The organism is Amycolatopsis marina, assembly GCF_900111885.1.
GTDB classification, from domain to species: domain Bacteria; phylum Actinomycetota; class Actinomycetes; order Mycobacteriales; family Pseudonocardiaceae; genus Amycolatopsis; species Amycolatopsis marina.
This window is the reverse complement of the sequence record NZ_FOKG01000002.1, coordinates 162182-188479: the sequence shown is the minus strand read 5'-3', so window position 1 is coordinate 188479 and position 26298 is coordinate 162182. Positions and strand designations below refer to the sequence as shown.

The 26298-nt window shown below is 65.6% G+C and carries 27 protein-coding genes; 22 read left to right on the top strand and 5 right to left on the bottom strand.

Features of this window, described 5'->3' with window-relative positions:
* Positions 1 to 7: 7 nt before the first annotated feature.
* The 12 genes from BM199_RS05070 (at position 8) to BM199_RS05015 (ending at position 10658) form a co-directional block, all read left to right on the top strand.
* Positions 8 to 658 (top strand): L-threonylcarbamoyladenylate synthase, encoded by a 651-nt coding sequence (locus tag BM199_RS05070; RefSeq protein WP_091670271.1) that lies wholly within the window; start codon positions 8 to 10, stop codon positions 656 to 658.
* Between the two features lie 106 nt (positions 659 to 764).
* Complete coding sequence (locus tag BM199_RS05065) at positions 765 to 1928, top strand: glycosyltransferase family 4 protein (RefSeq protein ID WP_091670269.1); 1164 nt, start codon at positions 765 to 767, stop codon at positions 1926 to 1928.
* A gap of 314 nt (positions 1929 to 2242) precedes the next feature.
* Complete coding sequence (locus BM199_RS05060) at positions 2243 to 2680, top strand: Cg1360 family ATP-synthase-associated protein (RefSeq protein WP_091670890.1); 438 nt, start codon at positions 2243 to 2245, stop codon at positions 2678 to 2680.
* A gap of 302 nt (positions 2681 to 2982) precedes the next feature.
* Positions 2983 to 3765, top strand: a complete 783-nt coding sequence (atpB, locus tag BM199_RS05055; RefSeq protein WP_091670266.1) for a F0F1 ATP synthase subunit A — start codon at positions 2983 to 2985, stop codon at positions 3763 to 3765.
* Positions 3766 to 3825: 60 nt separating this feature from the next.
* Positions 3826 to 4083, top strand: coding sequence for an ATP synthase subunit c family protein (locus tag BM199_RS05050; RefSeq protein ID WP_091670887.1), 258 nt, complete (start codon positions 3826 to 3828; stop codon positions 4081 to 4083).
* Between the two features lie 43 nt (positions 4084 to 4126).
* Positions 4127 to 4663: a F0F1 ATP synthase subunit B gene (locus tag BM199_RS05045; RefSeq protein ID WP_091670263.1), complete on the top strand. Its 537-nt coding sequence runs from the start codon at positions 4127 to 4129 to the stop codon at positions 4661 to 4663.
* Positions 4664 to 4669: 6 nt separating this feature from the next.
* Complete coding sequence (locus BM199_RS05040) at positions 4670 to 5491, top strand: F0F1 ATP synthase subunit delta (protein WP_091670260.1); 822 nt, start codon at positions 4670 to 4672, stop codon at positions 5489 to 5491.
* Between the two features lie 65 nt (positions 5492 to 5556).
* Positions 5557 to 7200, top strand: a complete 1644-nt coding sequence (gene atpA / locus BM199_RS05035; protein ID WP_091670258.1) for a F0F1 ATP synthase subunit alpha — start codon at positions 5557 to 5559, stop codon at positions 7198 to 7200.
* Positions 7201 to 7212: 12 nt separating this feature from the next.
* A complete protein-coding gene (locus BM199_RS05030) occupies positions 7213 to 8169 on the top strand; it encodes a F0F1 ATP synthase subunit gamma (RefSeq protein ID WP_091670255.1) in 957 nt (318 codons plus the stop codon).
* An 85-nt stretch (positions 8170 to 8254) separates the two neighbouring features.
* Complete coding sequence (atpD, locus tag BM199_RS05025) at positions 8255 to 9688, top strand: F0F1 ATP synthase subunit beta (protein ID WP_091670252.1); 1434 nt, start codon at positions 8255 to 8257, stop codon at positions 9686 to 9688.
* Positions 9689 to 9832: 144 nt separating this feature from the next.
* Complete coding sequence (locus BM199_RS05020; protein WP_091670249.1) at positions 9833 to 10198, top strand: F0F1 ATP synthase subunit epsilon; 366 nt, start codon at positions 9833 to 9835, stop codon at positions 10196 to 10198.
* Between the two features lie 25 nt (positions 10199 to 10223).
* Positions 10224 to 10658 carry a DUF2550 domain-containing protein gene (locus BM199_RS05015; protein WP_091670246.1) on the top strand — a complete coding sequence of 145 codons (435 nt, stop codon included), beginning with the start codon at positions 10224 to 10226 and terminating at the stop codon, positions 10656 to 10658.
* A 40-nt stretch (positions 10659 to 10698) separates the two neighbouring features.
* Here the strand turns inward: BM199_RS05015 and BM199_RS05010 are convergent, their stop codons facing one another.
* Both BM199_RS05010 and BM199_RS05005 read right to left on the bottom strand, forming a co-directional pair.
* Positions 10699 to 11271, bottom strand: a complete 573-nt coding sequence (locus BM199_RS05010) for a cob(I)yrinic acid a,c-diamide adenosyltransferase (protein WP_091670244.1) — start codon at positions 11269 to 11271, stop codon at positions 10699 to 10701.
* A 28-nt stretch (positions 11272 to 11299) separates the two neighbouring features.
* Positions 11300 to 12199, bottom strand: a complete 900-nt coding sequence (locus BM199_RS05005; RefSeq protein WP_177242476.1) for a glycosyl hydrolase — start codon at positions 12197 to 12199, stop codon at positions 11300 to 11302.
* Positions 12200 to 12474: 275 nt separating this feature from the next.
* Here BM199_RS05005 and murA point away from each other — a divergent pair, with 275 nt between their 5' ends.
* Positions 12475 to 13749 (top strand): UDP-N-acetylglucosamine 1-carboxyvinyltransferase, encoded by a 1275-nt coding sequence (gene murA / locus BM199_RS05000; protein ID WP_091670238.1) that lies wholly within the window; start codon positions 12475 to 12477, stop codon positions 13747 to 13749.
* Between the two features lie 39 nt (positions 13750 to 13788).
* Here the strand turns inward: murA and BM199_RS04995 are convergent, their stop codons facing one another.
* Both BM199_RS04995 and BM199_RS04990 read right to left on the bottom strand, forming a co-directional pair.
* A complete protein-coding gene (locus BM199_RS04995) occupies positions 13789 to 14712 on the bottom strand; it encodes a trypsin-like serine protease (RefSeq protein WP_091670235.1) in 924 nt (307 codons plus the stop codon).
* A 65-nt stretch (positions 14713 to 14777) separates the two neighbouring features.
* On the bottom strand, positions 14778 to 15404 hold the full coding sequence (locus BM199_RS04990) for a LysE family translocator (RefSeq protein WP_091670232.1): 627 nt from the start codon (positions 15402 to 15404) through the stop codon (positions 14778 to 14780).
* 151 nt (positions 15405 to 15555) lie between these two features.
* Here BM199_RS04990 and BM199_RS04985 point away from each other — a divergent pair, with 151 nt between their 5' ends.
* The 6 genes from BM199_RS04985 to ehuA all read left to right on the top strand — a co-directional run bounded on the left by BM199_RS04985 (position 15556) and on the right by ehuA (position 21754).
* Positions 15556 to 17580 carry a protein meaA gene (locus BM199_RS04985; protein ID WP_281245662.1) on the top strand — a complete coding sequence of 675 codons (2025 nt, stop codon included), beginning with the start codon at positions 15556 to 15558 and terminating at the stop codon, positions 17578 to 17580.
* A gap of 63 nt (positions 17581 to 17643) precedes the next feature.
* Positions 17644 to 18417: an enoyl-CoA hydratase-related protein gene (locus BM199_RS04980; protein ID WP_091670884.1), complete on the top strand. Its 774-nt coding sequence runs from the start codon at positions 17644 to 17646 to the stop codon at positions 18415 to 18417.
* A 268-nt stretch (positions 18418 to 18685) separates the two neighbouring features.
* Positions 18686 to 19558, top strand: coding sequence for an ectoine/hydroxyectoine ABC transporter substrate-binding protein EhuB (ehuB, locus tag BM199_RS04975; protein ID WP_091670226.1), 873 nt, complete (start codon positions 18686 to 18688; stop codon positions 19556 to 19558).
* Positions 19559 to 19588: 30 nt separating this feature from the next.
* Positions 19589 to 20290, top strand: a complete 702-nt coding sequence (gene ehuC, locus BM199_RS04970; protein ID WP_091670223.1) for an ectoine/hydroxyectoine ABC transporter permease subunit EhuC — start codon at positions 19589 to 19591, stop codon at positions 20288 to 20290.
* On the top strand, positions 20287 to 20943 hold the full coding sequence (gene ehuD / locus BM199_RS04965) for an ectoine/hydroxyectoine ABC transporter permease subunit EhuD (protein WP_091670221.1): 657 nt from the start codon (positions 20287 to 20289) through the stop codon (positions 20941 to 20943). The genes ehuC and ehuD overlap by 4 nt, the downstream gene beginning before the upstream one ends.
* Before the next feature lie 52 nt (positions 20944 to 20995).
* Entirely contained in the window at positions 20996 to 21754 is a 759-nt protein-coding gene (gene ehuA / locus BM199_RS04960; protein ID WP_091670881.1) for an ectoine/hydroxyectoine ABC transporter ATP-binding protein EhuA, read from the top strand.
* A gap of 74 nt (positions 21755 to 21828) precedes the next feature.
* Here the strand turns inward: ehuA and BM199_RS04955 are convergent, their stop codons facing one another.
* Positions 21829 to 22308, bottom strand: a complete 480-nt coding sequence (locus BM199_RS04955; protein ID WP_425425502.1) for an NUDIX domain-containing protein — start codon at positions 22306 to 22308, stop codon at positions 21829 to 21831.
* Positions 22309 to 22463: 155 nt separating this feature from the next.
* Here BM199_RS04955 and nucS point away from each other — a divergent pair, with 155 nt between their 5' ends.
* From nucS to BM199_RS04940, 3 genes are all read left to right on the top strand, one after another.
* The gene (gene nucS, locus BM199_RS04950; protein WP_091670216.1) at positions 22464 to 23123 is read left to right on the top strand and encodes an endonuclease NucS; all 660 of its coding nucleotides are present in this window, start codon (positions 22464 to 22466) and stop codon (positions 23121 to 23123) included.
* Positions 23124 to 23543: 420 nt separating this feature from the next.
* The gene (locus tag BM199_RS04945) at positions 23544 to 24305 is read left to right on the top strand and encodes a GntR family transcriptional regulator (RefSeq protein ID WP_091670213.1); all 762 of its coding nucleotides are present in this window, start codon (positions 23544 to 23546) and stop codon (positions 24303 to 24305) included.
* A gap of 284 nt (positions 24306 to 24589) precedes the next feature.
* Complete coding sequence (locus BM199_RS04940) at positions 24590 to 26293, top strand: sodium:solute symporter family protein (protein WP_091670211.1); 1704 nt, start codon at positions 24590 to 24592, stop codon at positions 26291 to 26293.
* The last annotated feature ends 5 nt before the right edge of the window (positions 26294 to 26298 follow it).

Here is a 26298-nt window from a genome sequence, read left to right as displayed (position 1 = left end):
TGGGCATATGAGCGCGGTGTACGACTGCAACACCCAGGAGAGCAGGACAGACGGACTGAAGGCCGCCGCGTCGGCGGTCCGCAGCAGCAGGCTGGTGGTGCTGCCGACCGACACGGTCTACGGCATCGGTGCCGACGCGTTCGACGCGGGCGCGGTGCAGTCACTGCTGCGTGCCAAGAACCGTGGTCCGGACATGCCCGTCGGAGTGCTGGTCGGGTCGTGGACCACGGTGGACGGACTGGCGCTCGGGGTGCCGCCGCAGGCCAGGGCGTTGATCGAGGCCTTCTGGCCCGGCGACCTCTCGATCGTGCTGCCGCACGCCCCGAGTCTGACCTGGAATCTTGGTACCACCAGGGGGACGGTCATGCTGCGGATGCCGCTGCACCCGGTGGCTCTGGAGTTGCTTCGTGACGTCGGCCCGATGGCCGTGTCCAGCGCGAATGTCTCCGGACAGCCGCCCGCCAGTACGGCGCAGGAGGCGCAGGAGCAGCTCGGGGATTCCGTCGCGGTGTATCTCGACGGCGGGCCGACCGGTGATCCGGTGCCTTCCAGCGTGGTGGATCTGACCGGGGATTCGCCGATCATGCTGCGCGAGGGCGCGGTGAGTTCCGCGGCCGTGTCCGAGGTGCTCGGCATCCCGGTGCTGCCGAAGAGCTGACGGCCGCGCTCACCAGGCTGCGGGTGGCACACGGGGCTCACGGGGCGCGCGGTAGCGTTGCGCCCCGTGATCGCTCGGCACCGGCAGCCCCAGGGATAGCAGCGTCGTGACGCCCACCTCCACAGCAGGCCTCCCCATCCGGGAGTACGTCCTCGTCGCCCTCGTCACGGCGGCCCTCACTTTCCTGCTCACCGGTCTGGTTCGCCGGTTCGCCACCAAGATCGGCGCCATCGCGACTCCGAGAGCACGCGACGTGCACGTGATCCCCATTCCCCGGATGGGCGGACTCGCGATGTACCTGGGTGTCGTCGGCGGAATGGCGATGGCCCACCAACTGCCGGTGCTGCGACGTGCGTTCGAGTACTCACTGGACCCGCTCGGTGTGGTGATCGGTGGCGGCGCGATCGTGCTGATCGGCGCACTGGACGACCGGTTCGAGCTCGACGCGTGGACCAAGCTCGCCGGACAGGTCATGTGCGCGGGAATTCTGGTGATCTTCGGCGTGCAGTGGAACTCGTTCTGGGTGCCGTGGGGTGGTGTCGACGGAGTCGTCGGCTCCGTGGTGCAGCTGGACAAGAACCAGGGCGGCCTGCTGGCCGTGCTGCTCGTGGTGGTCATGGTCAACGCGATGAACTTCGTCGACGGGCTGGACGGCCTGGCCGGTGGACTGGGCTTCATCGCCGCCGCGGCCACCTGTGCGTTCTCCCTCGGCCTGCTCGCGAGCTCGGGCGGCGACGTGGGCAGCTACCCGCCCGCGCTGATCGCCGCGACGCTGGCGGGGGCGTGTCTTGGCTTCCTGCCGCACAACTTCCAGCCAGCGAAGATATTCATGGGCGATTCGGGGTCGATGATGATCGGCCTGATGCTCGCCGCTGCCAGCACATCGGCGTCCGGCAAGATCAACTACATCACCTTCAGCCCGTCGGACATCCTCGCGTTGCTCTCGCCGCTGTTCGTCGTCGCGGCGGTGCTGTTCCTGCCGCTGCTGGATCTGCTCCTCGCGGTGATCCGGCGGACGCGCCGCGGTGAGAGTCCATTCGCGGCGGACAAGATGCACCTGCACCACCGGTTGCTGGAGATCGGTCACTCCCAGCGCAGGGCCGTGCTGCTGATCTACCTGTGGGCGGCACTGCTGGCGTTCGGCGCGGTCTCGGTCACGCTGTTCGACAACACCGCGGTCTTCTGGATCGTCGGTGTCGGGCTGCTGCTGGCGGTGCTGATCTCGGGCGTGCCCCGACTGAAGCGGCAACGGAACGGAACCAGTTCCTGAGTTGTCCGCTGAGGGAGGTGCTGTGGAGCGAGGGACGAGCGGAGCAGGTGGCAGCTGTCTGAAGCGGCAACGGAACGGGACCAGTTCCTGAGTCGCCCCTCGCACTTTTGCGGGAAAGTGCGAGAACCGGGGCGTGGGGATACCGAAACCGGCTACGGCACCAGCTCACAGATCTCCGTGCGTTGCCCGCTGCCCGGCCCGCTGACTGCCCGTCCTCCCAGGTGCGAGACCATCGGAGCTGTTCTGGCACAGTTGGGGGTCGGGAATCAGCAGGGAGTGCAGCAGTGAGCGCAGCAAGCGACAGCGGGACCGAGATGAACGAGACGCGAAATCCTCATGCAGAGTCAGTGCTGAAGCTGGCTGATGCCATGGTGAAGACGGCGTTGTTGCCTGGGGTGGCCACAGTCGTGGTCGGTGCGATCGTGGCTACCGTCCTGGTCGGCTGGGCCGGTCTGTTCGGTGCGCTCATCGGCGGCGTCATCGCCTTCGGCTCCTCGTTGGCCACGCTGTGGATGATGCGCAAGTCCTCCGGCATGGACCCGATGGCCGTCATGGCGGTATCGCTGGGTGGGTACATCCTCAAGCTGCTCGTGCTGCTCGGGGTGATGACCCTGCTCGGCAACATCGACGCACTTCACCGCGAGTCGCTGGCCTTCACGATGCTCGCGGTCATCCTGGTCTGGGCGGCTGCCGAGGTGATCGCCTTCCGGCGGACCAAGATCCCGACGATCATCCCGGACAGTTCGAAATAGGGCGTCGGCCACATAAGGAGTACGGCCGTACGGCGGCGGAGTACCGGCTGGTATGGTCCGCGCAAGGAGGCGGCATCGCCGTTCCTCCCGGATGGTGTCTTCAAACAAGCAGCGTGGCGACTCCCAGTGAACTGCCGCTTACCCGCTTGAGGGAATTCGCCGGTTCCGGGAGTCACACCGTGTTCTACACACAGTGGGCATCCGCTTCCAAGTGCCTGATCGCTGTCAGGTACGTTAAGTCCAGATCGTGACGATTCCCCCGGCGGAGTGAACGCCGGCCGGGAGAACCGGAAGGAGCCCAGTTGGGCGCGCTGGTACCAGCCGCAGGCGGAGAGTTCACTCCCCCCGGCGCTGAAAGCTTCGAGCTGCCCCCGATCTTCCTCGGTGTCACCAAGCCGATGTTGCTCGTGGTGCTGTCGGTCATCATCATTGCGGCGTTCTTCATGCTCGCTTCGCGAAACATGAAGGTGGTCCCGAGCAAGTTCCAGTTCGTTGCCGAGTCGGTCTACGACATCGGCCGAAACAACATTGCCAGGGAACAGATCGGGTCCAAGGATTTCCGACCCTTCGTGCCGCTCATCTTGGCCCTGTTCTCCTTCATCCTGGTGAACAACATCTTCGGGATCATCCCGATCGTGCAGTTCCCGACGATGTCGCACATCGGTTTTCCGCTCGCGCTGTCGGTGCTGGTGGTCTACCCCGTTTACCACTACGTGGGTTTCAAGCGGTACGGCTTCACCGGTTATCTGAAGAACCAGCTGGTGCCGCCCGGTGCGCCGAAGCCGATTTACCTGCTGCTGACGCCGATCGAGTTCTTCCAGAAGTTCCTGTTCAACCCGATCACGTTGGCAATCCGAGTTTTCGCGGCGATGTTCGCGGGTCACCTGATCCTCATGGTGTTCACCGTCGCGGGCGAGTACCTCCTGCTCGAAGCGGGTGGAGCGCTGAAAGCGGTGTCGGCGGTGTCGTTCGCCTTCGCCATTGTGATGACCTTCGTCGAGGCGCTCATCCAGGTGATTCAGGCCTACGTCTTCGCCGTGCTGTCCGCCGGGTACATCGGCGCGGCACTGTCCGCCGACCACTAAGAGGAACAACACAAGCCCCCGATCCGCATAGCTGCGGACCGAGTTGAAAGGGAAATGCACGTGAGCAACATTGTTCTTGCGCAGGCTGCCGAGGCTGCGACCAACATCAACCCTGGTCTTGCCGCGATCGGTTACGGTCTTGGCGCCATCGGCCCCGGTATCGGTGTGGGTCTGATCTGGGCCGCCGTCATCAACGGCACCGCTCGCCAGCCCGAGGCTCAGGGCAAGCTGATGACCATCGCCTGGACCACCTTCGTGCTTACCGAGGTGCTGGCCCTGATCGGCCTGGTCATTTACTTCATCGCCTCTGCTGCCTGATTTGACCGAGGGCCATTTGGGAGACGCCGTGTTGGGAACACAGATGATCCTTGCGGAAGAGGGACTGGGCCCAGTGATGCCGCACCTGTCCGAGGTCATTCTCGGTCTGGTCGCGTTCCTGATCCTGCTGTTCCTGCTCCGTAAGTACGCGGTGCCGCGCTTCGAGAACCTCTACGAGGAGCGCACGGCGAAGATCGAGGGCGGGATCGAGAAGGCCGAGAAGGCCCAGGCCGAGGCCGAGCAGGCGCTGGAGCAGTACAAGGCGCAGCTTGCCGAGGCCCGGTCCGAGGCGGCCAAGATCCGCGACGATGCCCGGCTCGAGGCCGAGCAGATCAAGGAAGAGCTGCGGGCGGAGGCCCAGGAGGAATCCCGGCGCATCGTGTCCCAGGGTGAGGCCCAGCTGCAGGCTCAGAAGTCGCAGATCGTCGCGGAGCTGCGGGCCGAACTCGGACGGAACGCCGTCACGCTGGCCAGCCGCATCGTCGGTGAGTCGCTCGAGGACGAGGCCCGTCGTCGCGGCACGGTCGACCGGTTCCTCGAAGAACTCGAGACGACCAACGGTGCCGGAGCGAGGAAGTAGACGTAGATGATGCTGCATGCTGCGAGCCGGGAGGCTCTTCACCTCGCCGAGAACCGTCTCGGCGAGGTACTCGGCGACGCCGGTTCAGATCCGTCCGCCGTCGGTGAGGAGCTGCTCTCCGTCGTCGCCCTGCTCGGCAGGGAGGTCGGGTTGCGCCGGGCCGTCGCCGACGGTTCGTCCGATCCGGAGGCCCGCAAGCGGCTGATCCGGGCCGTGCTCGAGGGCAAGGTCTCCGACCCGGCACTGACCGTGCTCGACACGGTGGTCGGCAACCGGTGGTCCAGCCCTCGGGAGCTGGTCAACGGGGTCGAGTCGCTGGGCCGGTCCGCGTTGCTGACGAGCGCGGAGAAGGCGGGCAATCTGGACACCGTCGAGGACCAGATCTTCCGTATTTCCCGTATCGTGGCAGGAGAGCAGGCGCTCGAGCAGGCTCTTTCCGACCAGACCGCTCCCGCTGAGGCGAAGCGAGCCCTGGTGCGGAATCTGTTCGGGGACAAGGTCGATCCGGTCACGGAGATCCTGGTCGAGCAGGTCGTGGTCCGCCTCAACGGGCGGGGTGTCGAACTCGGTCTCGACGAGCTGGTCGAGCTTGCCGCCACCAGGCGCGAGCGGTCGGTCGCACACGTCGCCAGCGCGACCGAGCTGACCGCCGAGCAGCAGGAACGGCTCGGCGAGAAGCTCCGGCGGATCTACGGACGGCCGATCGCCCTGCACGTCGAGCTCGACAAGAGCATCGGCGCGGGACTCGTCATCCGGGTCGGTGACGAGGTCATCGACGGCAGCTCGGCAGGCAGGCTCGAAGCGCTGCGCAGGCAGCTCGCGAGCTGAGCCGGCGGCGGCATCACCACTTACTTTCAGACACTGGCAAGAACGAAGCGAGAGCGGGAACGACAATGGCGGAGCTGACGATCTCCTCGGATGAGATCCGCAGTGCGATCGAGAACTACGTCTCGAGTTACTCCCCGGACGTGAGCCGGGAAGAGGTCGGCACGGTCATCGACACGGGTGACGGCGTCGCCCACGTCGAGGGCCTCCCCTCGACGATGGCCAACGAGCTGCTGGAGTTCCCCGGCGGCATCCTCGGTGTGGCGCAGAACCTGGAGCCGCGCCAGATCGGTGTCGTCATCCTGGGTAACTACGAGTCGATCGCGGAGGGCCAGGAGGTCAAGCGGACCGGACGGGTCCTCTCCGCCCCCGTGGGCGAGAACTTCCTCGGCCGGGTCATCGACCCGCTCGGCAAGCCGATCGACGGACTCGGCGACATCGAGTCCACCGAGACCCGTGCACTGGAACTGCAGGCCGCCTCGGTGGTGCAGCGCCAGCCGGTGTCCGAGCCGCTGCAGACGGGTATCACCGCGATCGACGCGATGACCCCGATCGGCCGTGGCCAGCGCCAGCTGATCATCGGTGACCGCAAGACCGGTAAGACCGCGGTCTGCGTCGACACGATCATCAACCAGAAGAAGAACTGGGAGACCGGCGACCCGAAGCAGCAGGTTCGCTGCATCTACGTCGCGGTCGGCCAGAAGGGCTCCACGATCGCCGGCGTGAAGAAGTCCCTCGAGGACGCGGGCGCGATGGAGTACACCACCATCGTCGCCGCCCCCGCCTCGGACTCCGCCGGCTTCAAGTGGCTGGCGCCGTTCACCGGTGCCGCTCTCGGCCAGCACTGGATGTACGAGGGCAAGCACGTCCTGATCGTTTTCGACGACCTGAGCAAGCAGGCCGACGCCTACCGTGCGCTTTCGCTGCTGCTGCGTCGCCCGCCGGGCCGTGAAGCATTCCCCGGTGACGTCTTCTACTTGCACTCCCGTCTGCTCGAGCGGTGCGCGAAGCTGAACGACGAGCTGGGCGCGGGCTCACTCACCGCCCTGCCGATCATCGAGACCAAGGCCAATGACATCTCGGCCTACATCCCGACCAACGTCATCTCCATCACCGACGGGCAGTGCTTCTTCCAGTCGGACCTCTTCAACTCGGGGCAGCGTCCCGCGATCGACGTCGGTGTCTCGGTGTCCCGAGTCGGTGGTGACGCACAGATCAAGGCGATGAAGACGGTCTCCGGTTCGCTGCGTATCGATCTGTCGCAGTACCGGGAGCTGGAGGCGTTCGCCGCCTTCGCCTCGGACCTGGACGCCACGTCGAAGGCGCAGCTGGAGCGCGGTGCTCGTCTCTACGAGATGCTCAAGCAGCCGCAGTACTCGCCGGTCGCGGTCGAGGAGCAGGTTGTGTCGGTGTACCTCGGCACGAACGGTCACTTCGACCAGGTGCCGGTGGAGGACGTACGCCGGTTCAACAACGAACTGCTGCAGAACGTGCGCCACAAGCACGAAGGCATTCTCGCCGAGATCCGCGACACCGGTAAATGGAGTAGCGAGCTGGGCGAGCGCATCGTGGCCGCCGCGGAGGAGTTCAAGAAGGGCTTCACGACTTCCTCCGGCGAGTCGCTGCTGAAGGAGGCCGAGGTTGATTCCATGGACGCCGACAACGTCGGGCAGGAGACCGTGAAGGTCAACAAGCCCGCGCCGAAGAAGTGACCGGGTAAAGGCATGGCGCAACTTCGCGAGCTACGGCAGAAGGTTCGGTCGACCAAGTCGATCGGCAAGATCACCAAGGCGATGGAGCTGATCGCGACCTCGCGGATCAGCAAGGCCCAGGCCAGGGTCGAGGCTTCTCGCCCCTACGCCGAGGAGATCACCAAGGTTCTCTCCGCGCTGGCCGGAGCGGCGTCCAATCTGGACGATCCTTTCCTGGTCGAGCGGGAGAACCCGACACGGGTCGCCGTCCTGGTCATCACCAGTGACAAGGGCTTGGTCGGTGGCTACAACACCAACGTGTTGCGGGCCACCGAGGAGCTGCTCTCGTTGCTGCGTGAGCAGGGCAAGGAACCCGTTCTGCATGTGATCGGCGGTAAGGGCACGAACTACTACCGGTTCCGTGGCCGCGAGATCGCGGACAGCTGGACCGGGTTTTCCCAGCAGCCGCACTACGTAAATGCGGCCGAGGTCGGCGAGGCGCTGACCAAGGCATTCCTCGCGGGGACCGATGACACGGGCAGCAACCCGGGTCCGGACGGCGTGCTCGGTGTCGACGAGGTCCACCTGGTGTACACCAAGTTCACCTCGATGCTCACGCAGACGCCGACCGCGAAGCGGCTGGCTCCCCTCGAGGTCGAGTATGCCGAGGAGGAGACGGAAACCGCTCCTGCCGCTGCATCCGCCGATGTTCCCCCGACCTACGACTTCGAGCCGAGCGCGGAGAAACTGCTCGGCGCATTGCTGCCGAAGTACATCAACACGCGCATCTACTCCGCGCTGTTGGAGTCGGCGGCGTCCGAGCTGGCCGCGCAGCGGACCGCCATGAAGGCAGCCTCGGACAACGCCAACGAACTGGTGGAGACCTACACCCGGTTGGCGAACCAGGCCCGCCAGGCCCAGATCACCCAGGAGATCAGCGAGATCGTCGGTGGCGCGAACGCGCTGGCCGCCTCCGGCGGGAACGACTGACGGTGAGTGACATGGAAACTTCGACCTGCGGGCGCACGAGCTCAGGCACGCGATCGCGCTCCACCGAACACGGAAGTGAAGACTGATGACTGCCACCCAAGATGCCCCAGCCGCAACCAAGGGCCGAATCGTCTCGGTGACCGGTCCGGTCGTCGACGTCGAGTTCCCCCGCGGTGCGGTACCCGCACAGTTCAACGCCCTCAAGGTCGAGATCGAGTTCGAGGAGCTGCGCAAGACAGTGACCCTCGAGGTCGCTCAGCACCTCGGTGACAACCTCGTCCGGACGATCTCCCTGCAGCCGCAGGACGGTCTGGTCCGTGGTGCGGAGGTCACCGACACCGGCGCGCCGATCTCGGTGCCGGTGGGCGACAAGGTCAAGGGCCACGTCTACAACGCGCTCGGCGAGTGCCTCGACGAGCCGGGCTACGGCTCGGACCTCGAGCGCTGGGCCATCCACCGCAAGGCTCCCGCCTTCGACCAGCTCGAGGGTAAGACCGAGATGCTGGAGACCGGTCTCAAGGTCATCGACCTGCTCACGCCGTACGTGCAGGGTGGCAAGATCGGCCTGTTCGGCGGTGCCGGTGTGGGCAAGACCGTGCTGATCAAGGAAATGATCACCCGTGTCGCCAAGAACTTCGGTGGTACCTCGGTATTCGCCGGAGTCGGCGAGCGTACTCGTGAGGGAACCGACCTCTTCCTGGAGATGAGCGAGGACGGCGTCATCAACGACACCGCCCTGGTTTTCGGTCAGATGGACGAGCCGCCCGGTACGCGTATGCGTGTCGCGCTGTCCGCGCTGACGATGGCGGAGTACTTCCGCGACGTGCAGAACCAGGACGTGCTGTTGTTCATCGACAACATCTTCCGGTTCACCCAGGCCGGTCAGGAGGTCTCCACGCTGCTCGGCCGGATGCCGTCCGCGGTGGGATACCAGCCGACCCTGGCTGACGAGATGGGCACGCTGCAGGAGCGGATCACGTCGACCAAGGGACGCTCGATCACCTCGATGCAGGCGATCTACGTGCCGGCGGACGACTACACCGACCCTGCACCCGCGACGACGTTCGCCCACCTGGACGCCACCACGGAGCTTTCCCGTGGCGTGTTCCAGAAGGGCATCTTCCCGGCGGTGGATCCGCTGGCCTCCACGTCGACGATTCTCGACCCGGCGATCGTCGGTGACGATCACTACCGTGTCGCCTCCGAGGTCATCCGGATCCTGCAGAAGTACAAGGAGCTGCAGGACATCATCGCGATTCTCGGTATGGACGAGCTGTCCGAGGAGGACAAGCTCACGGTGAACCGGGCTCGCCGGATCGAGCGTTTCCTGTCGCAGAACATGCTGGTCGCCGAGCAGTTCACCGGTCAGCCGGGTTCGACGGTACCGATGGCCGAAACGGTCGAGTCCTTCGACAAGATCGCCAAGGGTGAGTTCGACCACTACCCGGAGCAGGCGTTCCTGGGTATCGGTGGCCTCGAGGACCTCGAGAAGAAGTACAAGGAAATCACCGGTAAGTGACCTTCTCGCGTACGGCGGGGCCGATTCCAGTTTGGTCCACAGTGGATTGGCAGGATGCCGGCCCCGTCGTTCGCGTAGGCGTACTCATTGCGGTCGGCGCGACCATTACACTTGGTTCCAGCGCCCGATGTGAAGGAGACCCACGTGGCTGAGATGTCCGTTGAGTTTGTCGCCGTTGAGCGGCGCCTCTGGTCGGGCAAGGCCACCTTCGTGGTGGCGCAGACCACCGAGGGTGAGATCGGTATCCTGCCTGGCCACGAGCCTGTCCTCGGTCAGTTGATCGAAGGTGGCATCGTCAAGGTCACCACTACTGACGGTGAGACGAAGACGGCCGCCGTACATGGCGGTTTCCTGTCCTGCACGGGCAGCGCGGTCAGTGTGCTCGCGGAGAGCGCGGACCTCGCCGAGGAGATCGACGTACAGGCTGCGAGGGCGGCGTTGTCCGGCGAGGACGAGGTCGAGCGCGCCAGAGCGAGTGCGAGGCTGCGCGCAGCGGGCCAGTCGGTCTAGAGCGAGCGACGAGCAGGAGCCGGCCGTGGGCATCGAACTGATTGTCCTGGCAGTCCTGCTCGGAGTGCTGTTCATTGTCGCCTGGTACCTCATCCGCTGGGTGCGGATGCGCAAACTCGGCGGCGTGAGTGTCGCGCTGCGGTGGCGGCCCGACCAGGAGCGGTCGGGCTGGCATCTCGGGATCGGTCGTTACCGGGGTGCGGAGTTCGTCTGGCACCGGGTCTGGAGCCTGCGCAACGGCCCCGACCGGGTGTTTCACCGCGACAGCCTGGAGATCGCCGATCGCCGTGATCCGATCGGCACGGAGTCCTACGCCGTGCCCGCCGGGGCGACAGTGCTTCGCTGCGAGTCCGACGCCCAGGAGGCGATCGAGATCGCCATGGGCCCAGGAGCCCTGACGGGCTTCCTGTCGTGGCTCGAGTCGGCACCCCCCGGCCGGCGCGTCCCCCGCGCCAGCTGACCCCCTGCACGTCGCGCACTTTCCCGGGAAAGTGCCGTTCCTAGCGTTCGCCGCCGGGCTTCCAGAGGACGTCGCCGTCGGGGTTGGCCACCCGGGCGAGGATGAACAGCAGGTCCGAAAGGCGGTTGAGGTACTTCACGGCGAGGACGTTGGTCCGCTCCGCCTCGGCCTCCATCAGCAGCCAGCCGGATCGTTCCGCCCTGCGCGAGACCGTGCGGGCCTGATGCAGCAGCGCCGCCCCCGCGGTGCCGCCCGGCAGGATGAATGACGTCAGCTTCGACAGCCGCTCGTTGAAGTCGTCACACCAGCGCTCCAGCTGCTCGACGTAGGCCTCCGTGACCCTCAACGGGGGATAGGGAGGGTTGTCCACCACCGGAGCGCACAGGTCGGCTCCGACGTCGAACAGGTCGTTCTGGATCGACCGCAGGACGTCGGCGACCTCGTCGCTGAGCCCGCCCAGGGCGATGGCCACTCCGATGACCGAGTTCGTCTCGTCGACATCGGCGTAGGCACCCAGCCTCGGTGAGGTCTTCGGAACTCTGGACCCGTCCCCGAGGGCGGTGGTGCCACTGTCGCCGACCTTTGTGTACACGCGATTGATCCGTACCGGCATGACACCACCCTAGCCCTCGGGGAGTGGTTCACCTCCGGCAGAAGTCGTGCCAGGCGGTCTTGCTCGCCTTGTCCCGCAGGCGGTAGTCGGAGTGTCCCTGCGGCCTGTAGTCGACATCGAAGTACTGCACCCAGAGCGCGCCGTGCTGGGCCAGATACTCAGTGGTTTCCCTCAGCCAGGCGGCCCGGCCGCTGCCGTCCTTGTCGCCGGATGCCAGTGCGCTCCCGAGCTCACCGATGGCGAGTGGCTTCCCCGCGGCCTTGTTCACCGCAACCGCGTTGCCCAGGATCTCTTCGGGCGAGCGGTAGTTCTTGGTCGTGCCCTTGATTTTGTTGTACGCATCCCAGGTCAGCACGTCCACGTAGGCCGAACCCGGGTAGTAGTCCTTCCAGTTACGTTCGGAGGGCGGGTCAGCGGTCCAGGACATCAGGATGAGCGAGGACCGCAGCCGCGGGTTGTTCGCCTGCTGTGCGATGCCGTGCAGATGCTTCCAGGCCGCGCGGAACTCGGCGGCGGTGAATTGTCCCTTCTCGATGTTGTCTTCCGGCTCGTGGTAATACGTCCAGTGCACGTCGACGTCCTTGGGGGTCTCGGCGAACCACTTCCGGAAATGCTGGTCGTGCTTGCCCGCCGTGACCTCCCTGGGATTGGCCTTGAACGAGACGCTGAGCGGGAGCTTGCCCGCGTCGACCTTGCCCGGCCAGTGCCGGGGCAGCCCGGAGTAGAACACCCGCACCGATTCGAGACCGTAGTAATCGTTTACCCGCTCGAACGCCTGCTGGTAGGTCTCGCCCTTGGTCTCCGGAAGGAAGGACGCGCCGCACGGCGGGGCGGCCGCGGCGGCCGGTGTGCCGCTGGCCAGTGGTGTCGGTATCAGCAGTGTGCCCGCGAGCACCGCGATAGCCGTTGTGACAGTACGCCCCAGCATGTACATCTCCTTCGAGTTAGGCGATTAGTTCGCAAATGAATAACAGAACTTTGCGCTGACGTCCAGCGAGCACCCACCTGCCGAAGGGGTAGATCGGTACGGCAGGCATGATGAACGCCCATGAGCGACCGGCACCGTGAGCGTCTGGGGTACGGCACTGAGCGATGTGCAGCCCGCCGGCGAGTGAGGCGAATGGCAGAGTGCGACCGGCACCGTGAGCGTCTGGGGTACGGCACTGAGCGATGTGCAGCCCGCCGGCGAGTGAGGCAAAAGGCATGAGCGAGCACTTCGACGTCCATGGCGGAGGACGGCTGGTCGGCGAGGTCGAGGTCGTCGGCGCCAAGAACAGCGTGCTGAAGTTGATGGCGGCCGCGCTGCTCGCCGAGGGCACAACGACCATCACCAACTGCCCGCAGATCCTCGATGTCCCCCTGATGGGAGATGTGCTTCGCAGCGTCGGTTGCGAGGTCGAGATCGACGGTGACACGGCGCGCATCACCACCCCCGCCGAGCTGTCGGCACGGGCGGATTCGCCGGCCATGGGGAAACTGCGCGCCTCCGTGTGCGTGCTGGGTCCGCTGGTCGGCAGGCTGAAGCAGGCGGTGGTCGCGCTTCCCGGCGGCGACGCCATCGGCTCGCGTCCCCTGGACATGCACCAGAACGGCCTGCGCAAGCTCGGGGCCACCAGCACGATCGAGCACGGCTGCGTCGTGGCGAAGGCCGACGGCCTGCACGGTGCGCAGATCTGGCTCGACTTCCCCAGCGTCGGAGCAACCGAGAACATCCTGATGGCCGCCGTGCTCGCCGAGGGCACGACCGTGATCGACAACGCGGCGCGCGAACCGGAGATCTCCGACATCTGCACGATGCTCATCGAGATGGGCGCGAAGATCGAGGGCGCGGGCACCTCGACCCTGACCGTGCACGGTGTCGACGAGCTGCACCCGACCGAGCACAGGGTGATCGGCGACCGGATCGTCGGAGCCACCTGGGCTTTCGCGGCGGCGATGACGCGGGGCGACCTGACCGTGCGCGGGGTCAACCCGCACCACCTGGACCTCGTGCTGGACAAGTTGCGTCTCGCCGGCGCCGACGTGACCACGTTCGACGGTGAGGGCTTCCGCATCGTGCAGAACGACAGGCCGCAGTCGGTGGACTTCGTGACCCTGCCGTACCCGGGTTTCGCGACGGACCTGCAGCCGTTCGCGGTGGCGCTGTCCTCAGTGTCCGAGGGCACGTCGATGATCACTGAGAACGTCTACGAGGCCCGGTTCCGCTTCATCGAGGAGATGATGCGCCTCGGTGCCGACGCGCGTACCGACGGGCACCACGCGGTCGTGCGCGGCGTGGAACGGCTTTCCAGCGCGCCCGTGTGGGCTTCGGACATCCGTGCGGGCGCGGGTCTCGTGCTGGCCGGGCTGTGCGCGGACGGCATCACCGAGGTGTGGGACGTCTTCCACATCGACCGCGGTTACCCGCACTTCGTGGAGAACCTCAACCGTCTCGGCGCGCGGATCGAGCGCGTTGTCGGCGACCCGGAACGGTCCTGACGGCCCGCTGGCCCCGGCGCGCGGGGCCAGCGGGAACGATCAGGGCAGCGCGACGAACGGGCTGAGGAACTTCCGGGCGCCGGGCGCGTCGAGCCGATACGTGACATTCGTGGCGTAACAGGGGCTGTCGCCGGTGATCGTGGTGGACACCAGGGTGCGCACGCCGTCGATCGTCGCGAAGTTGGGTCCGCCGGAGTCGCCGTAGCAGGCTCCGCCGTTGCCCTGCGGCGCCGTCATCGCCAGGCGCACCCATGTCTTGTTCAGCGCGTTGAAGGAGACCGGTGCCTTCATCCGCACACCGCCACCGGGATGCGTGTGTCCGCCAGGGCCCCGCTGGGCCTCCTGGGTGCCGTATCCGGCGACCACGAACGGCGTCGCGTCGAGCCCGCGCGGACCGAGCCGGTCGAGTTCCCCTGCCGACGGCAGCGCGGCCGGGCTGAAGGACCACCGTTCGGCCATCTCCGTGGCAGCCACCTCGATCACGGCGATGTCGTGGGAGTCGGCGGAGTTGCCCGGGTATTCCGGGTCCGAATGGGCGACACCTTCCACTCCGACACTCCGCGCGATATCGGCGGGCCGGTCGGGGAACCGATCCGCGGCCTCGTCGAGCCCGGCCTGCACGTTCTGTTCCAGCGAGACGTAGAACCGCACGTTGTCCGGCCAATCGCTGGTGCAGTGTGCCGCGGTGAGGAAGGTGTCGGCGTCGACCATAGTGCCGGAACAGACCCAGGCGACCCGGTCCGCCGTGGCCGGATCGTCGTCGTTGTCCCAGGTGGCCACGAGCGCGCCGACCTCGGTGCGCTCGGGGGCCGCAGTGGCGTTGTAGGAGTTGATACCTGACGCGGCGGTGGCGGCGCCCAGCAGTACCGCGGCGGTCGCCGCGGTGAGGGTGAGGGTGCGGCGGGTGGCCCTGGCCGAGCGTGACGACCCGGGGCGGTGTGACACGAAGGAGTGACTTGTCATGGCGAGGAACTCATCACGCGGCCGCTCGGCAGTCAAGGCTGTTCGGGCCGCGATCCGGTGACGCCTCAGGACTCGGCGACCAGCGCCGCGCCGAATCCGATCAGGGCCGTGCCGGTCAGGGCGTCGAGCGAGCGACGCACCTTCCTGCGCTGCAGCCAAAGCCGTACGCGGTGGACGAAGAGCAGCATGAGCAGGAGCCAGATGCCACCGAGGACGGCCACGGTGTAGGCCAGCACGAGCGCGTCGAACACCGTGGTTGTGGCGGGGTTGAGGAACTGCGGCAGTACCGAGAGGTACAGCACGAGCACCTTCGGGTTGGTCACGTTGGAGAGGAATCCCTCGCGCCAGCGGCGGAAACCGGAGGACTTGGCCTGCTTGACGTCGTCGAGGCCGCCGTAGTTGCCGCGCCAGGCGCCGCGCAGGGCCTGGAAGCCCAGGTAGCAGAGGTAGGCGGCGCCGACCCAGCGCAGGGTGAGGAACAGGGGCTGGGAGTGTGCGATGACCGCCCCGAGTCCGAGAGCGGCGGCGCTGCCCTGCACGACGTTTCCGCTGAAGATGCCGATGACCGACATCAGTCCGCCTCGCCAGCCGGCCGCCAGGGAGTTCTTCAACGTCACCATGGTGTCCGGACCGGGGGCGATGACCACCAGCAGGACGATCACCAGATAGCTGCCGTACACACTCCACGTCACGAGTTCCGACTCTAACGGGTGAGAAGGAGCGGGCCCGGCGGATTTCCGTCACAGTGTTGCCCTGGTAGTGGGCCCACACGTGTCGAGTTCCACTCGTCGCAGGATGTTACCGACGAGTATGCTGGATCGGTCGTCGATCTGGAGGTTTGTCGTGCCCTATCCATCGGATCGTGAACGCGATCGCCCGTGGGTCATGCGCACCTATGCGGGCCACTCCTCGGCGGCCGCGTCGAACGAGCTCTACCGCCGCAACCTGGCCAAGGGGCAGACCGGGCTCTCGGTGGCCTTCGACCTGCCGACACAGACCGGGTACGACCCCGACCACAAGCTCGCCAAGGGCGAGGTCGGCAAGGTCGGTGTGCCGGTGTCGCACATCGGCGACATGCGCCAGCTGTTCGCGGGCATCCCACTCGCCGAGGCCAACACCTCGATGACGATCAACGCCCCGGCGATGTGGCTGCTCGCGCTGTACGTCTCGGTGGCCGAGGAACAGGCCGAGGCCGAAGGACGTGATGTCGACGAGGTGCTGGCCAAGCTCACCGGCACCACGCAGAACGACATCATCAAGGAATACCTCTCGCGCGGGACCTACATCTTCCCTCCGGGACCGAGCCTGCGGCTGATCACCGACATGATCGCGTGGACCGTGCACCACGTGCCCAAGTGGAACCCGATCAATATCTGCAGCTATCACCTGCAGGAGGCGGGCGCGACCCCGACGCACGAGGTGGCCTACGCCCTCTGCACCGCCATCGCCGTGCTCGACGCCGTGCGTGACTCCGGCCAGGTCGACGCGGACGACATGGCGAAGGTGGTCGCCCGCATCTCCTTCTTCGTCAACGCCGGTGTTCGGTTCGTCGAGGAAATGTCCAAAATGCGCGCGTTCACCGAGCTGTGGGACGAGATCACCGCCGAGCGCTACGGCGTGACCGACGCGAAGGCGCGCAGGCTGCGCTACGGGGTCCAGGTCAACTCGCTCGGCCTGACCGAGGCCCAGCCCGAGAACAACGTGCAGCGCATCGTCCTGGAGATGCTCGCGGTGACCCTGTCTCGCGGGGCGCGGGCCAGGGCGATCCAGCTGCCCGCGTGGAACGAGGCGCTGGGCCTGCCGAGGCCGTGGGACCAGCAGTGGGCACTGCGAATGCAGCAGGTGCTCGCGTTCGAGACCGATCTGCTGGAGTACGAGGACATCTTCGACGGCTCGCGGGTGATCGAGGCGAAGGTCGAAGAGATCAAGACCGGCGCCCGCGAGGAGATCGCCAGGGTGCAGGAACTCGGCGGTGCCGTCACGGCCGTCGAGAGTGGCTACATGAAGTCGCAGCTGGTGTCGTCGCTCGCCGAGTACCGGCGGGGCATGGAGGCGGGCGAGCGAGTGCTCGTCGGGGTCAACAAGTTCGACACGACCGAGCCGAGTCCGTTGCAGGCCGAGGGCGCGAAAGCCATCGAGACGGTGGACCCCGCGGTCGAGAAGGAAGCGGTCGCGGCGATCGAGAAGTGGCGTGAGCTGCGCGACGACGAGCGGGCAGAGGGCGCGCTGCGGCGGCTGCGCACGGTCGCGAAGACCTCGGAGAACCTGTTCGACGCGACGCTGGAGTGCGCACGGGCCGGTGTCACGACGGGGGAGTGGTCCGGGGCGCTGCGCGCGGTGTTCGGCGAGTACCGGGCGCCCACCGGGGTGTCGGGGGCGGCGATGTCGTCGGGTGGTGTGGCCGAGATCGAGCGGGTCCGCGAGCGGGTCACCGCGACGAGCGAGGAACTCGGGGAGCGGCTGCGGATCCTGGTCGGCAAACCGGGTCTCGACGGGCACTCCAACGGCGCGGAGCAGGTCGCCGTCCGGGCGCGGGACACCGGATTCGAGGTCGTCTACCAGGGCATCCGACTGACGCCCGAGCAGATCGTGGCCGCGGCCGTTCAGGAGGGCGTGCACGTGGTCGGGCTGTCGGTGCTCTCCGGTTCGCATCTCGAGGTGGTGCCCGAGGTGGTGGACGGGCTGCAGGCGGCCGGGGCGGGCGACATCCCGGTGATCGTCGGCGGAATCATCCCGCCGGATGACGCGAGGCTGCTGACCGAACGGGGCATCGCCGCGGTGTTCACGCCGAAGGACTACGAGCTGACGGAGATCATGGACGGCATCGTGACGATCGTGCGCGAGGCGAACGGATTGCCGGGCCGGTAGACAGCGTCGCCCCGCCGGATGGAGACGGTTCCGGTCCCGGGTCCGGAGAAGTACCGTCGGAACATGGGCGAGTACGAGCACATCCTGTGCAAGCGTGACGGCGACACTCTCACCATCACCATGAACCGGGCGGCGCGGCGCAACTCGCTGTCCGCCGAGCACCTGGGCGAACTGCTCGCGGCCTTCAGGGACGCAGGCGAGTCCGATGCCAGAGGGATCATCCTGGCCGCGTCGGGACCGGTGTTCTCCGCAGGGCACGACTTCGGCGACGTCGCGGCGCGGGACCTCATGGGCGTGCGCGAACTGCTGCGCCTGTGCACCGATCTCATGCGAACGATCCAGTCGGTGCCGCAGGTGGTGATCGCCCGTGTGCACGGGCTCGCCACCGCCGCGGGATGCCAGCTGGTCGCGTCCTGCGATCTGGCGGTGGCGGCCGAGTCGGCCGGCTTCGCGCTGCCCGGCGGCAAGGGCGGCTGGTTCTGCCACACCCCGGCGGTACCGGTGGCGAGATCGGTGGGCCGCAAGCGACTTATGGAGCTGGCGCTGACCGGCGACGTGATCGACGCGGCCACCGGCCTGGAGTGGGGCCTGGTAAACCGCGTGGTGCCGGACGCGGACCTGGACGACGCCGTGGCCGAGCTGATGGCAAGGGCAACGCGGGGCAGCAGGGCGAGCAAGGCGATGGGCAAGCAGACGTTGTACGCCCAGCTCGACCGGCCGGAGCAGGACGCCTACGGGATCGCACTGGAGGTCATGGCTTCGGCGTCGCAACTGCCGGGTGCCCGCGAGGGAATGGCCGCTTTCCTGGAGAAGCGCCGCGCCGAATGGCCGGACTGACCCGGAGGGTGCACGATGGATTGCTGTGGGTGAAATTCATGATCGTCAAGTTTGTTTCGCCGGGCTTAATAGGCGGGCGTGTCGCACAATCGTGATGTTTGCCTTCTGTTCAGAGTTTCGCCTGGTCAAGGCGGAGATTCGATCCGGATAAGCAGACCGTCCACATCGGATCTTTTGGCATTTTCTTGAGAGGTCCCGGCTCGGGTCCTAGGTTGTACGGACGTGATCGACACGCAGGGCGATACGAAATCAGGCGAGGGAGTACAGGATGTTTACTGACGGTTGGACGCGACGAGACTTCTTCAGGCGGGCTGCGGCCGCCGGCGCGGTGGCCATCGGTGGTCCGACGTTGCTCTCCGCCTGTGGGGGCGAGGAAGGCGACACCCTCGCCACCGGACGCGAGCAGGGCTTCCTCCAGGTCGGCGTCGCCAACGAGCCGCCCTACACCGAGATCACCGCCTCCGGTGAGGTCACGGGCGTCGAGCCGGACGTGCTCCGCGCCGTGCTCAAGCGGTTGGGTATCCCCGAGATCGAGGGCGTCATCACCCCGTACGACCAGATGATCCCAGGCCTGAAGGCGGGACGTTGGGACGTGGTCGCGGCGGGCCTGTTCATGAAGCAGTCGCGCTGCGCCGAGGTGCTGTACTCCGAGCCGGACATCGTGTCGACTGAGTCGTTTGGCGTGCCCGCAGGCAACCCGAAGAACATCACCACGGTCAAATCGGTACTGGAAAACCCCGATGTGAAGGTCGCCGTGCTCAGCGGCGGTTTCGAGGAGGGCATTCTCAAGGGAGCCAATGTCCCAGAGGGACAGCGGGTGACAGTTCGGGATGGCCGCAGTGGTATCGAGGCGGTGAAGGCCGGTCGCGCGGACGCGTTCTTCCTACCTACTTTGTCGCTGAACGAGCTCGTCGAGAACGACCCCTCGATCGAGGTCACGCAGGCGGTGGAAGATGCACCAAAGACCGGTGCGGGTGCGGCATTCCGTAAGGCCGACACCACGTTGCACGAGGAATACAACAAGGAACTCGCCGCACTGAAGGCAACGCCGGAGTTCGGCGAGATCCTGACGAAGTGGGGCTTCAATCCTGCTGATGTCGAAGGGGTGACCACCGAGGAGCTCTGCCAGAACCCCGGTTGATCGCTCCTCGACATCAAGAGGTAATCACTCGTGGACGTTGTATTCGATAACATTCCCTTGCTCTGGCAGGGGTTACAGGTCACGCTCCAGGTGACTCTGCTGGCGTCGCTGCTGATGGTGTTCGTCGCGTTCACCGCGGGCCTTGCTCGGCTGTCCACTCACTGGATCATTCGTGCTCCGGCGGCGGTTTTCGTCGAGGTTTTCCGTGGTACATCGCTGATCGTCCAGATGTTCTGGTTCTTCTTCGCACTGCCGTTGTTCGGAGTCGAGATGACCCCGCTCATGGCCGGGGTGTTGGCACTGGGCCTGAACGAGGGTGCTTACGCGGCCGAGATCGTGCGGGGCACTATCAGCAGTCGGCCGAAGGGGCAGACCGAGGCGTGTATCGCTCTCGGCATCCCACCGGCGAAGCGCATGCGAAGGATCTTGATCCCACAGTCGATTCCCGCCATGTTGCCGCCGTTCGGCAACGTGTTGGTGGATCTCCTTAAGAACACCTCACTGGTCTCCTTCGTGACTGTTCTGGACCTCACGTATCAGGCGAACCTGCTGCGCACGAACACAGGTGAGACCACAGCGATCTACCTGACACTGCTGGTCATCTACTTCGCTTTGTCCCTGCTGCTCTCCTGGCTCATCCGCTGGTTGGAACGCAGGTTCGCGATCGACCGGAAGACCGGGTCCATGAAGGGTGGTCGCAAGAGGCTGCTGTTGGGAGGTGTGCGCGCATGAATTTCGAGTGGGACATGGACTTCGCGATTTCGGTAATGCCCGAATTGCTGGCCGGCTTCTGGGTGACCATTCAGATCACTTTCGCCGGTATCGCGATCGCGCTGTTGATCGGTTTGATCGTGGCGGTCATCCGCTATCTTCGCATTCCCGTCTTGTCGCATCTCTTCGACTTCTACGTCCAGTTCGTTCGTGGGACGCCACTACTTGTTCAGGCGTTCGCAGCCTTCTTCATCCTCCCCGAGTACGGCATCACCCTCACCCCCCTGGTTACCGGGATCATCGTGATGGGCGTGAATTACAGCGCCTACACGGCGGAGGTCTATCGCTCCGGTATCGAAGGAGTGGACAAGGGGCAATGGGAGGCAGCCACTGCCTTGAGTCTGCCGAAGAAGCCGACGTGGACCAGGATCGTCCTTCCGCAGTCGATAAGGACGATCGTGCCGATGCTCGGCAACTACTGGATCCAGATGTACAAGGATTCCGCGATTCTTTACGGCATCACCGTCATCGAGGTACTCGGAGCGGCGCAGATCATCGGATCGAGCAACTACCGTTATGTGGAACCATTGACCATCGCCGCCCTGCTGTTCCTTGCGGTCAGCTACCCGGCCTCGGTACTCGTCCGCAGATTGGAGCGCCGCCTTGTCGGCTGACATGCAACCACCGTACGACGGCACGCCAGTGCAGGAACAAACGTCGGACTACATGATCACCTTTGACGACGTCAGTAAGTCCTGGGGCGACAACCACGTGTTGAAGTCGCTGAACTTCGACGTCAAGCCCGGCGAGAAGGTCTCGATCATCGGGCCGTCCGGATCCGGTAAGACGACGATCCTGCGGATCCTGATGACCCTCGAGTACCCGGACCACGGTGTGGTCACTGTCGAGGGTGAGAAGCTGTGGAACGTCACGCGGGGAACCAAGATCCCGCGTGAGACGAAACAGATGCGGCTGACCCGGCGCAAGATCGGCATGGTCTTCCAGCAGTTCAACCTCTTCCCGCACATGACCACCATCGAGAACCTGATGGAGGCACCCGTGCAGGTCCTTGGCATGTCCAAGGACGAGGCGCGGGAACGCGGGATGGAACTGCTGGAGATGGTCGGCCTGAGCCAGCACGTCGATCACAAGCCACCGCAACTGTCCGGTGGTCAGCAGCAGCGAGTCGCGATCGCGAGGGCGCTGGCGATGCGCCCGAAGGTCCTGCTGTTCGACGAGCCGACCTCGGCGCTCGACCCGGAGTTGATCGGTGACGTGCTGAACGTGATTCGCGATCTCGCGACAAGCACGGACATGACCATGCTGATGGTCACGCACGAGATGCGGTTCGCGGAGGAGATCTCCGACCGGGTGGTCATGTTCGATCACGGCCGCGCCGTGGAGCAGGGCCCGCCGGAGCGGATCTTCAAGAACCCGGAGAACGAGCGCACCCGCGAGTTCCTCCGGGCCGTCCTGGAGCGTTAGCGGAAGTTCCCGAATGTGGCATTGGGGACGTTCAACGTCCCCAATGCCACATTCGGGACATCCTGTCCGCGACGTCAGCGCTCGTGGAGGAGCAGGAGGGTGTAGGCGGCGATCGACTGGGCGTCGGTGATCTCGCCTGCCGTGATCATCTTCTCGAACTCGCCTCGGCCGATCCACGCTGTCCGCATGTCCTGCTCCTCGACCTCACGTCGCGGTTCACCCTCGGTCAGGTCGGTGGCGAGGAAGACCCGCCCCTGCTGGCTGCTCAATCCGGGGGCGACGTCGAGCCCGCCGATGTCCAGGATGGACCGTGCGTGCAGTCCGGTCTCCTCCTGTAGTTCCCGTGCGGCCAGCTCCGGCGGGGCGACATCGGCGAGTTCGGGAGCCGTGCCCTGCGGGAACTCCCAGGTACGACGTCCGAGCGGGTAGCGGTACTGCTCGACAAGGTGTAGACGTTCGCCGTCCAGCGGGATGATCAGGGCATAGGTCGGTTTGTCGACAACGGCGTAGATGCCGTCGGAACCGTCCGGCCTGCGGATGCCGTCCTCGCGCATCGTCAGCCAGTTGTTGCGGTAGACCTCGCGGGTGCTGGTGCGTTCGATCGCGTTCACGAACTCCAGTCTCCCGTTCTGGCCACTGCACTGCCTGATCCGGGTAACGACTCGGGGTGGCCGATCGGGGAACTCACGGTGTCCCCTAGTCTCGCCGGGTGCGTTTGGTAATCGCTCGGTGTCAGGTCGACTATGCCGGCAGGCTCACCGCCCACCTGCCGAAGGCCACCAGGCTGCTCCTGGTCAAGTCGGACGGTTCGGTGTCGGTGCATTCCGATGACCGCGCCTACAAGCCGCTGAACTGGATGAGCCCGCCATGCTGGCTGATCGAGGACGGCAACCTCTGGATCGTGGAGAACAAGTCCGGGGAGAAGCTCGTCATCACCATCGACGAGGTCATCGAGGAGTTCTCGCACGAACTCGGCGCCGAGCCCGGTCTCGTCAAGGACGGGGTCGAGGCGCACCTTCAGGAGTTGCTCGCCGAACACATCGTCACCCTCGGCGAGGGATACACCCTGGTGCGGCGTGAGTTTCCCACGGCGATCGGCCCGGTGGACATCATGTGCCGCGACGCCGACGGCAAGTCGGTGGCCGTGGAGATCAAGCGCAGGGGTGAGATCGACGGCGTAGAGCAGTTGACCCGGTACCTCGAACTGTTGAACCGCGACCCCCGGCTCGCGCCGGTGCAGGGTGTGTTCGCCGCACAGCAGATCAAGCCGCAGGCGAAAACCCTGGCCGAGGACCGCGGTATCCGCTGCGTGACGCTGGACTACGACGCGCTGCGCGGCATCGAATCGGACGAATTCCGACTGTTCTGAATCGGCTGGAGGCACTGACGGTCCAGTAGATCGGCCTCGGCCTCTCGGAGGGACAGGCGCCCGGCGAGCACAGAACAGGCAAGACTCGGCGCGCACGATTGAAGCCGACTCATCGTTCGTGCGCGCCACAGGTCTGCATCACGTGCGCTCACCGGTCCAAGTCGTGCAGCCAGGCTGCTGACGCGTTCTGAATGAGTGCGTCCAGCGCGTGATCGCGATGACTGTCGTCTCCGTCGAACACCGCTACGACTGCTTGCCATTCGGCTCGACTCAGGGAGACAGAGTCGACGATGCGAGTACAGGTGGGGCAGGCATCTGGATGCACCGAGTCCTCCAACTGGTAAAGACGTCCTATCCAGTTGATACTGTCGTGTCATGCGGAAGTGGTCAAGACGTCAGTGCGTGTGGAGAATGGGGGCTGTGGTGGACCGAACGAGCGGCTTACCGGCCTTCCGTCAGGTTGCGGCCGACCTCAGAGCCAAGATCGCCTCTGGCGAGTACGAGCCTGGTGATCGTCTGCCCAGTGAGCGTGAGTTGGTGGAGAGCTACGGCGTCTCCCGGCCGACGATCAGGGATGCCGTCAACGTGCTGCGATCAGAAGGCATCGTGGTCGCGGAGCACGGGCGAGGTGTCTTCGTGCGGCGCCCCGCGAGGATTCGTCGCCTCGCCAGATCGCGGTTGTCCCGACAGGCGCGGGAATCCGGTCAGGGAGCGTTCCTTGCTGACGCCGCGACCGAAGGCTTCACGCCGTCTTCCTCCGTGAAGGTTGGCTTCGAGCCGGCGAGCGAGCGAGTGGCGCAACTTTTGCAGATCGAGCCTGGGGATGAGGTAACTGTTCGGGACCGCGTGATGCGGGCGGACGGTGCCGTCGTTCAGTTGGCGGTCTCGCGACTGCCGCGAACGCTGACTCGCCATACCGCGATCGAGCAGGTCGATACCGGTCACGGCGGAACCTACGCGCGACTGGAAGAGGCGGGGCACCGCATCGCGAGTTTCGCCGAGCATGTCGGCGCTCGGATGCCGGAACCCCAGGAGGCGTCGGCATTGCAACTCGGCTCCGGAGTTCCCGTAATCACGGTGACCCGCCTTGCGGTCACTGCCGAGAGAACTCCACTGGAGATCAACGACATCGTGCTCCCGGCTGATCGCTACGAACTGGCCTACGAGTGGCCCTCGGACTGAGGTCGTCGTCGTTCAACCCCAGACGGTGGTGACTCGCCTCGCCGCACGGCATCGTGCGTGATCAACTGTGCGCGGACAGCTAGTGGCTCCAGGATTCTGAGCGTCTTCTTGTGCTTCTGCCGACCTTGTCATCGCAGGCGCAACCGCACTTTTCGGATCTTTCGTGTCAGAACAAGACACGTCGGGCCGCCCGCGTTCATCTGTGGGAAAACATGCAGTAATGTGCGCTCGTCGCTAGTTCCTGGTGCTTCTTGTTGGATGATGTGCGAAGTGGGGTGGCTCGAGTGCACGTGCTGGCCGAGGCGGATCTGCGCCTCGATGCGAACGCGATCGACTATCTGTTGCTCGCGTTCTACTTCGTCCTGGTGCTGACGATTGGCTACCTCGCCCGCAGGCAGGTGTCGAGCAGCCTGGACTTCTTCCTTTCCGGACGATCGCTGCCCGCCTGGGTGACCGGCCTGGCCTTCATCTCCGCGAACCTCGGCGCCATCGAGGTCATGGGAATGTCGGCCAACGGTGCGCAATACGGGATGCCGACCGCGCATTATTTCTGGATCGGCGCGGTACCGGCGATGCTGTTCCTCGGTGTCGTGATGATGCCGTTCTACTACGGCTCCAAGGTGCGCAGTGTCCCCGAGTTCATGCGCCGCCGGTTCAACAACACCGCGCATCTGGTCAACGGCATCAGCTTCGCCACGGCGCAGGTCCTGATCGCGGGCGCGAACCTGTTCCTGCTCGCGAGCGTGGTCAACCTGCTGCTCGGCTGGCCGATCTGGGTGTCGGTGATCCTCGCCGCCGTCATCGTGCTGGCGTACACCGCACTCGGCGGGCTCTCCGCCGCCATCTACAACGAGGTGCTGCAGTTCTTCGTCATCGTCGCGGCGCTGCTGCCACTGACGATCGTCGGCCTCTACAAGGTCGGCGGCTGGGACGGCCTGGTCGAGAAGATCTCCGGCGGTCCCGGCGGTGCCGAGCAGTTGAGTGCCTGGCCCGGCAACGAGCTCACGGGCTTCGGCAGCAACTTCCTCTCGGTCCTCGGTCTGGTGTTCGGTCTCGGGTTCGTGCTCTCGTTCGGCTACTGGACCACCAACTTCGTCGAGGTCCAGCGCGCCATGGCGTCCAAGAGCATGTCGGCCGCCCGGCGCACGCCGATCATCGGTGCGTTCCCGAAGATGTTCGTTCCCTTCATCGTGATCATTCCGGGCATGATCGCCGGCGTCACGGTCACCGAACTTCTCGGCGAGAACAAGGCCGCCCTGATGAGCGGCGAGGGCGCACCCAGTGGGGCGACGTTCAACGACGCGCTGCTGCTGCTCATGCGCGACCTGCTGCCCAACGGCATGCTCGGTATCGCCATCGCCGGTCTGCTGGCCTCGTTCATGGCCGGTATGGCCGCGAACCTGAGTTCGTTCAACACCGTGTTCACGTACGACATCTGGCAGGCCTACATCAAGAAGGACCGGCCGGACGGGTACTACCTGCAGGTGGGCCGCACGGTCACCGCGGGCGCGACCATCCTCGCGATCGGCACCGCGTTCATCGCCTCCACCTACAGCAACCTGATGGACTACCTGCAGCAGCTGTTCTCGTTCTTCAACGCGCCGCTGTTCGCCACGTTCATCCTCGGTATGTTCTGGAAGCGGATGACCCCGACCGCCGGTTGGGTTGGTCTGGTCACCGGTACGTTCTCCGCCATCACGGTGTTCGTGCTCGCCGAGACCGGCGTCTGGGACCTGCCGGGCCAGGGTGCGGCGTTCGTCGGAGCCGGTGCGGCCTTCGTGGTCGACATCGTCGTGAGTGTCGCGGTCACCTACCGGACACAGCCGAAGCCGGAGGCCGAGCTGGCCGGTCTGGTTTACTCGCTCACGCCGAAGGAGACTCGCCAGCACTCCACCACTGGTGAGGACGCGGGCTGGTACCGCAACCCGGTCACACTGGCCGGGATCGCGCTGGTCCTGATCATCGTCCTGAACATCATCTTCTTCTAGGAGGG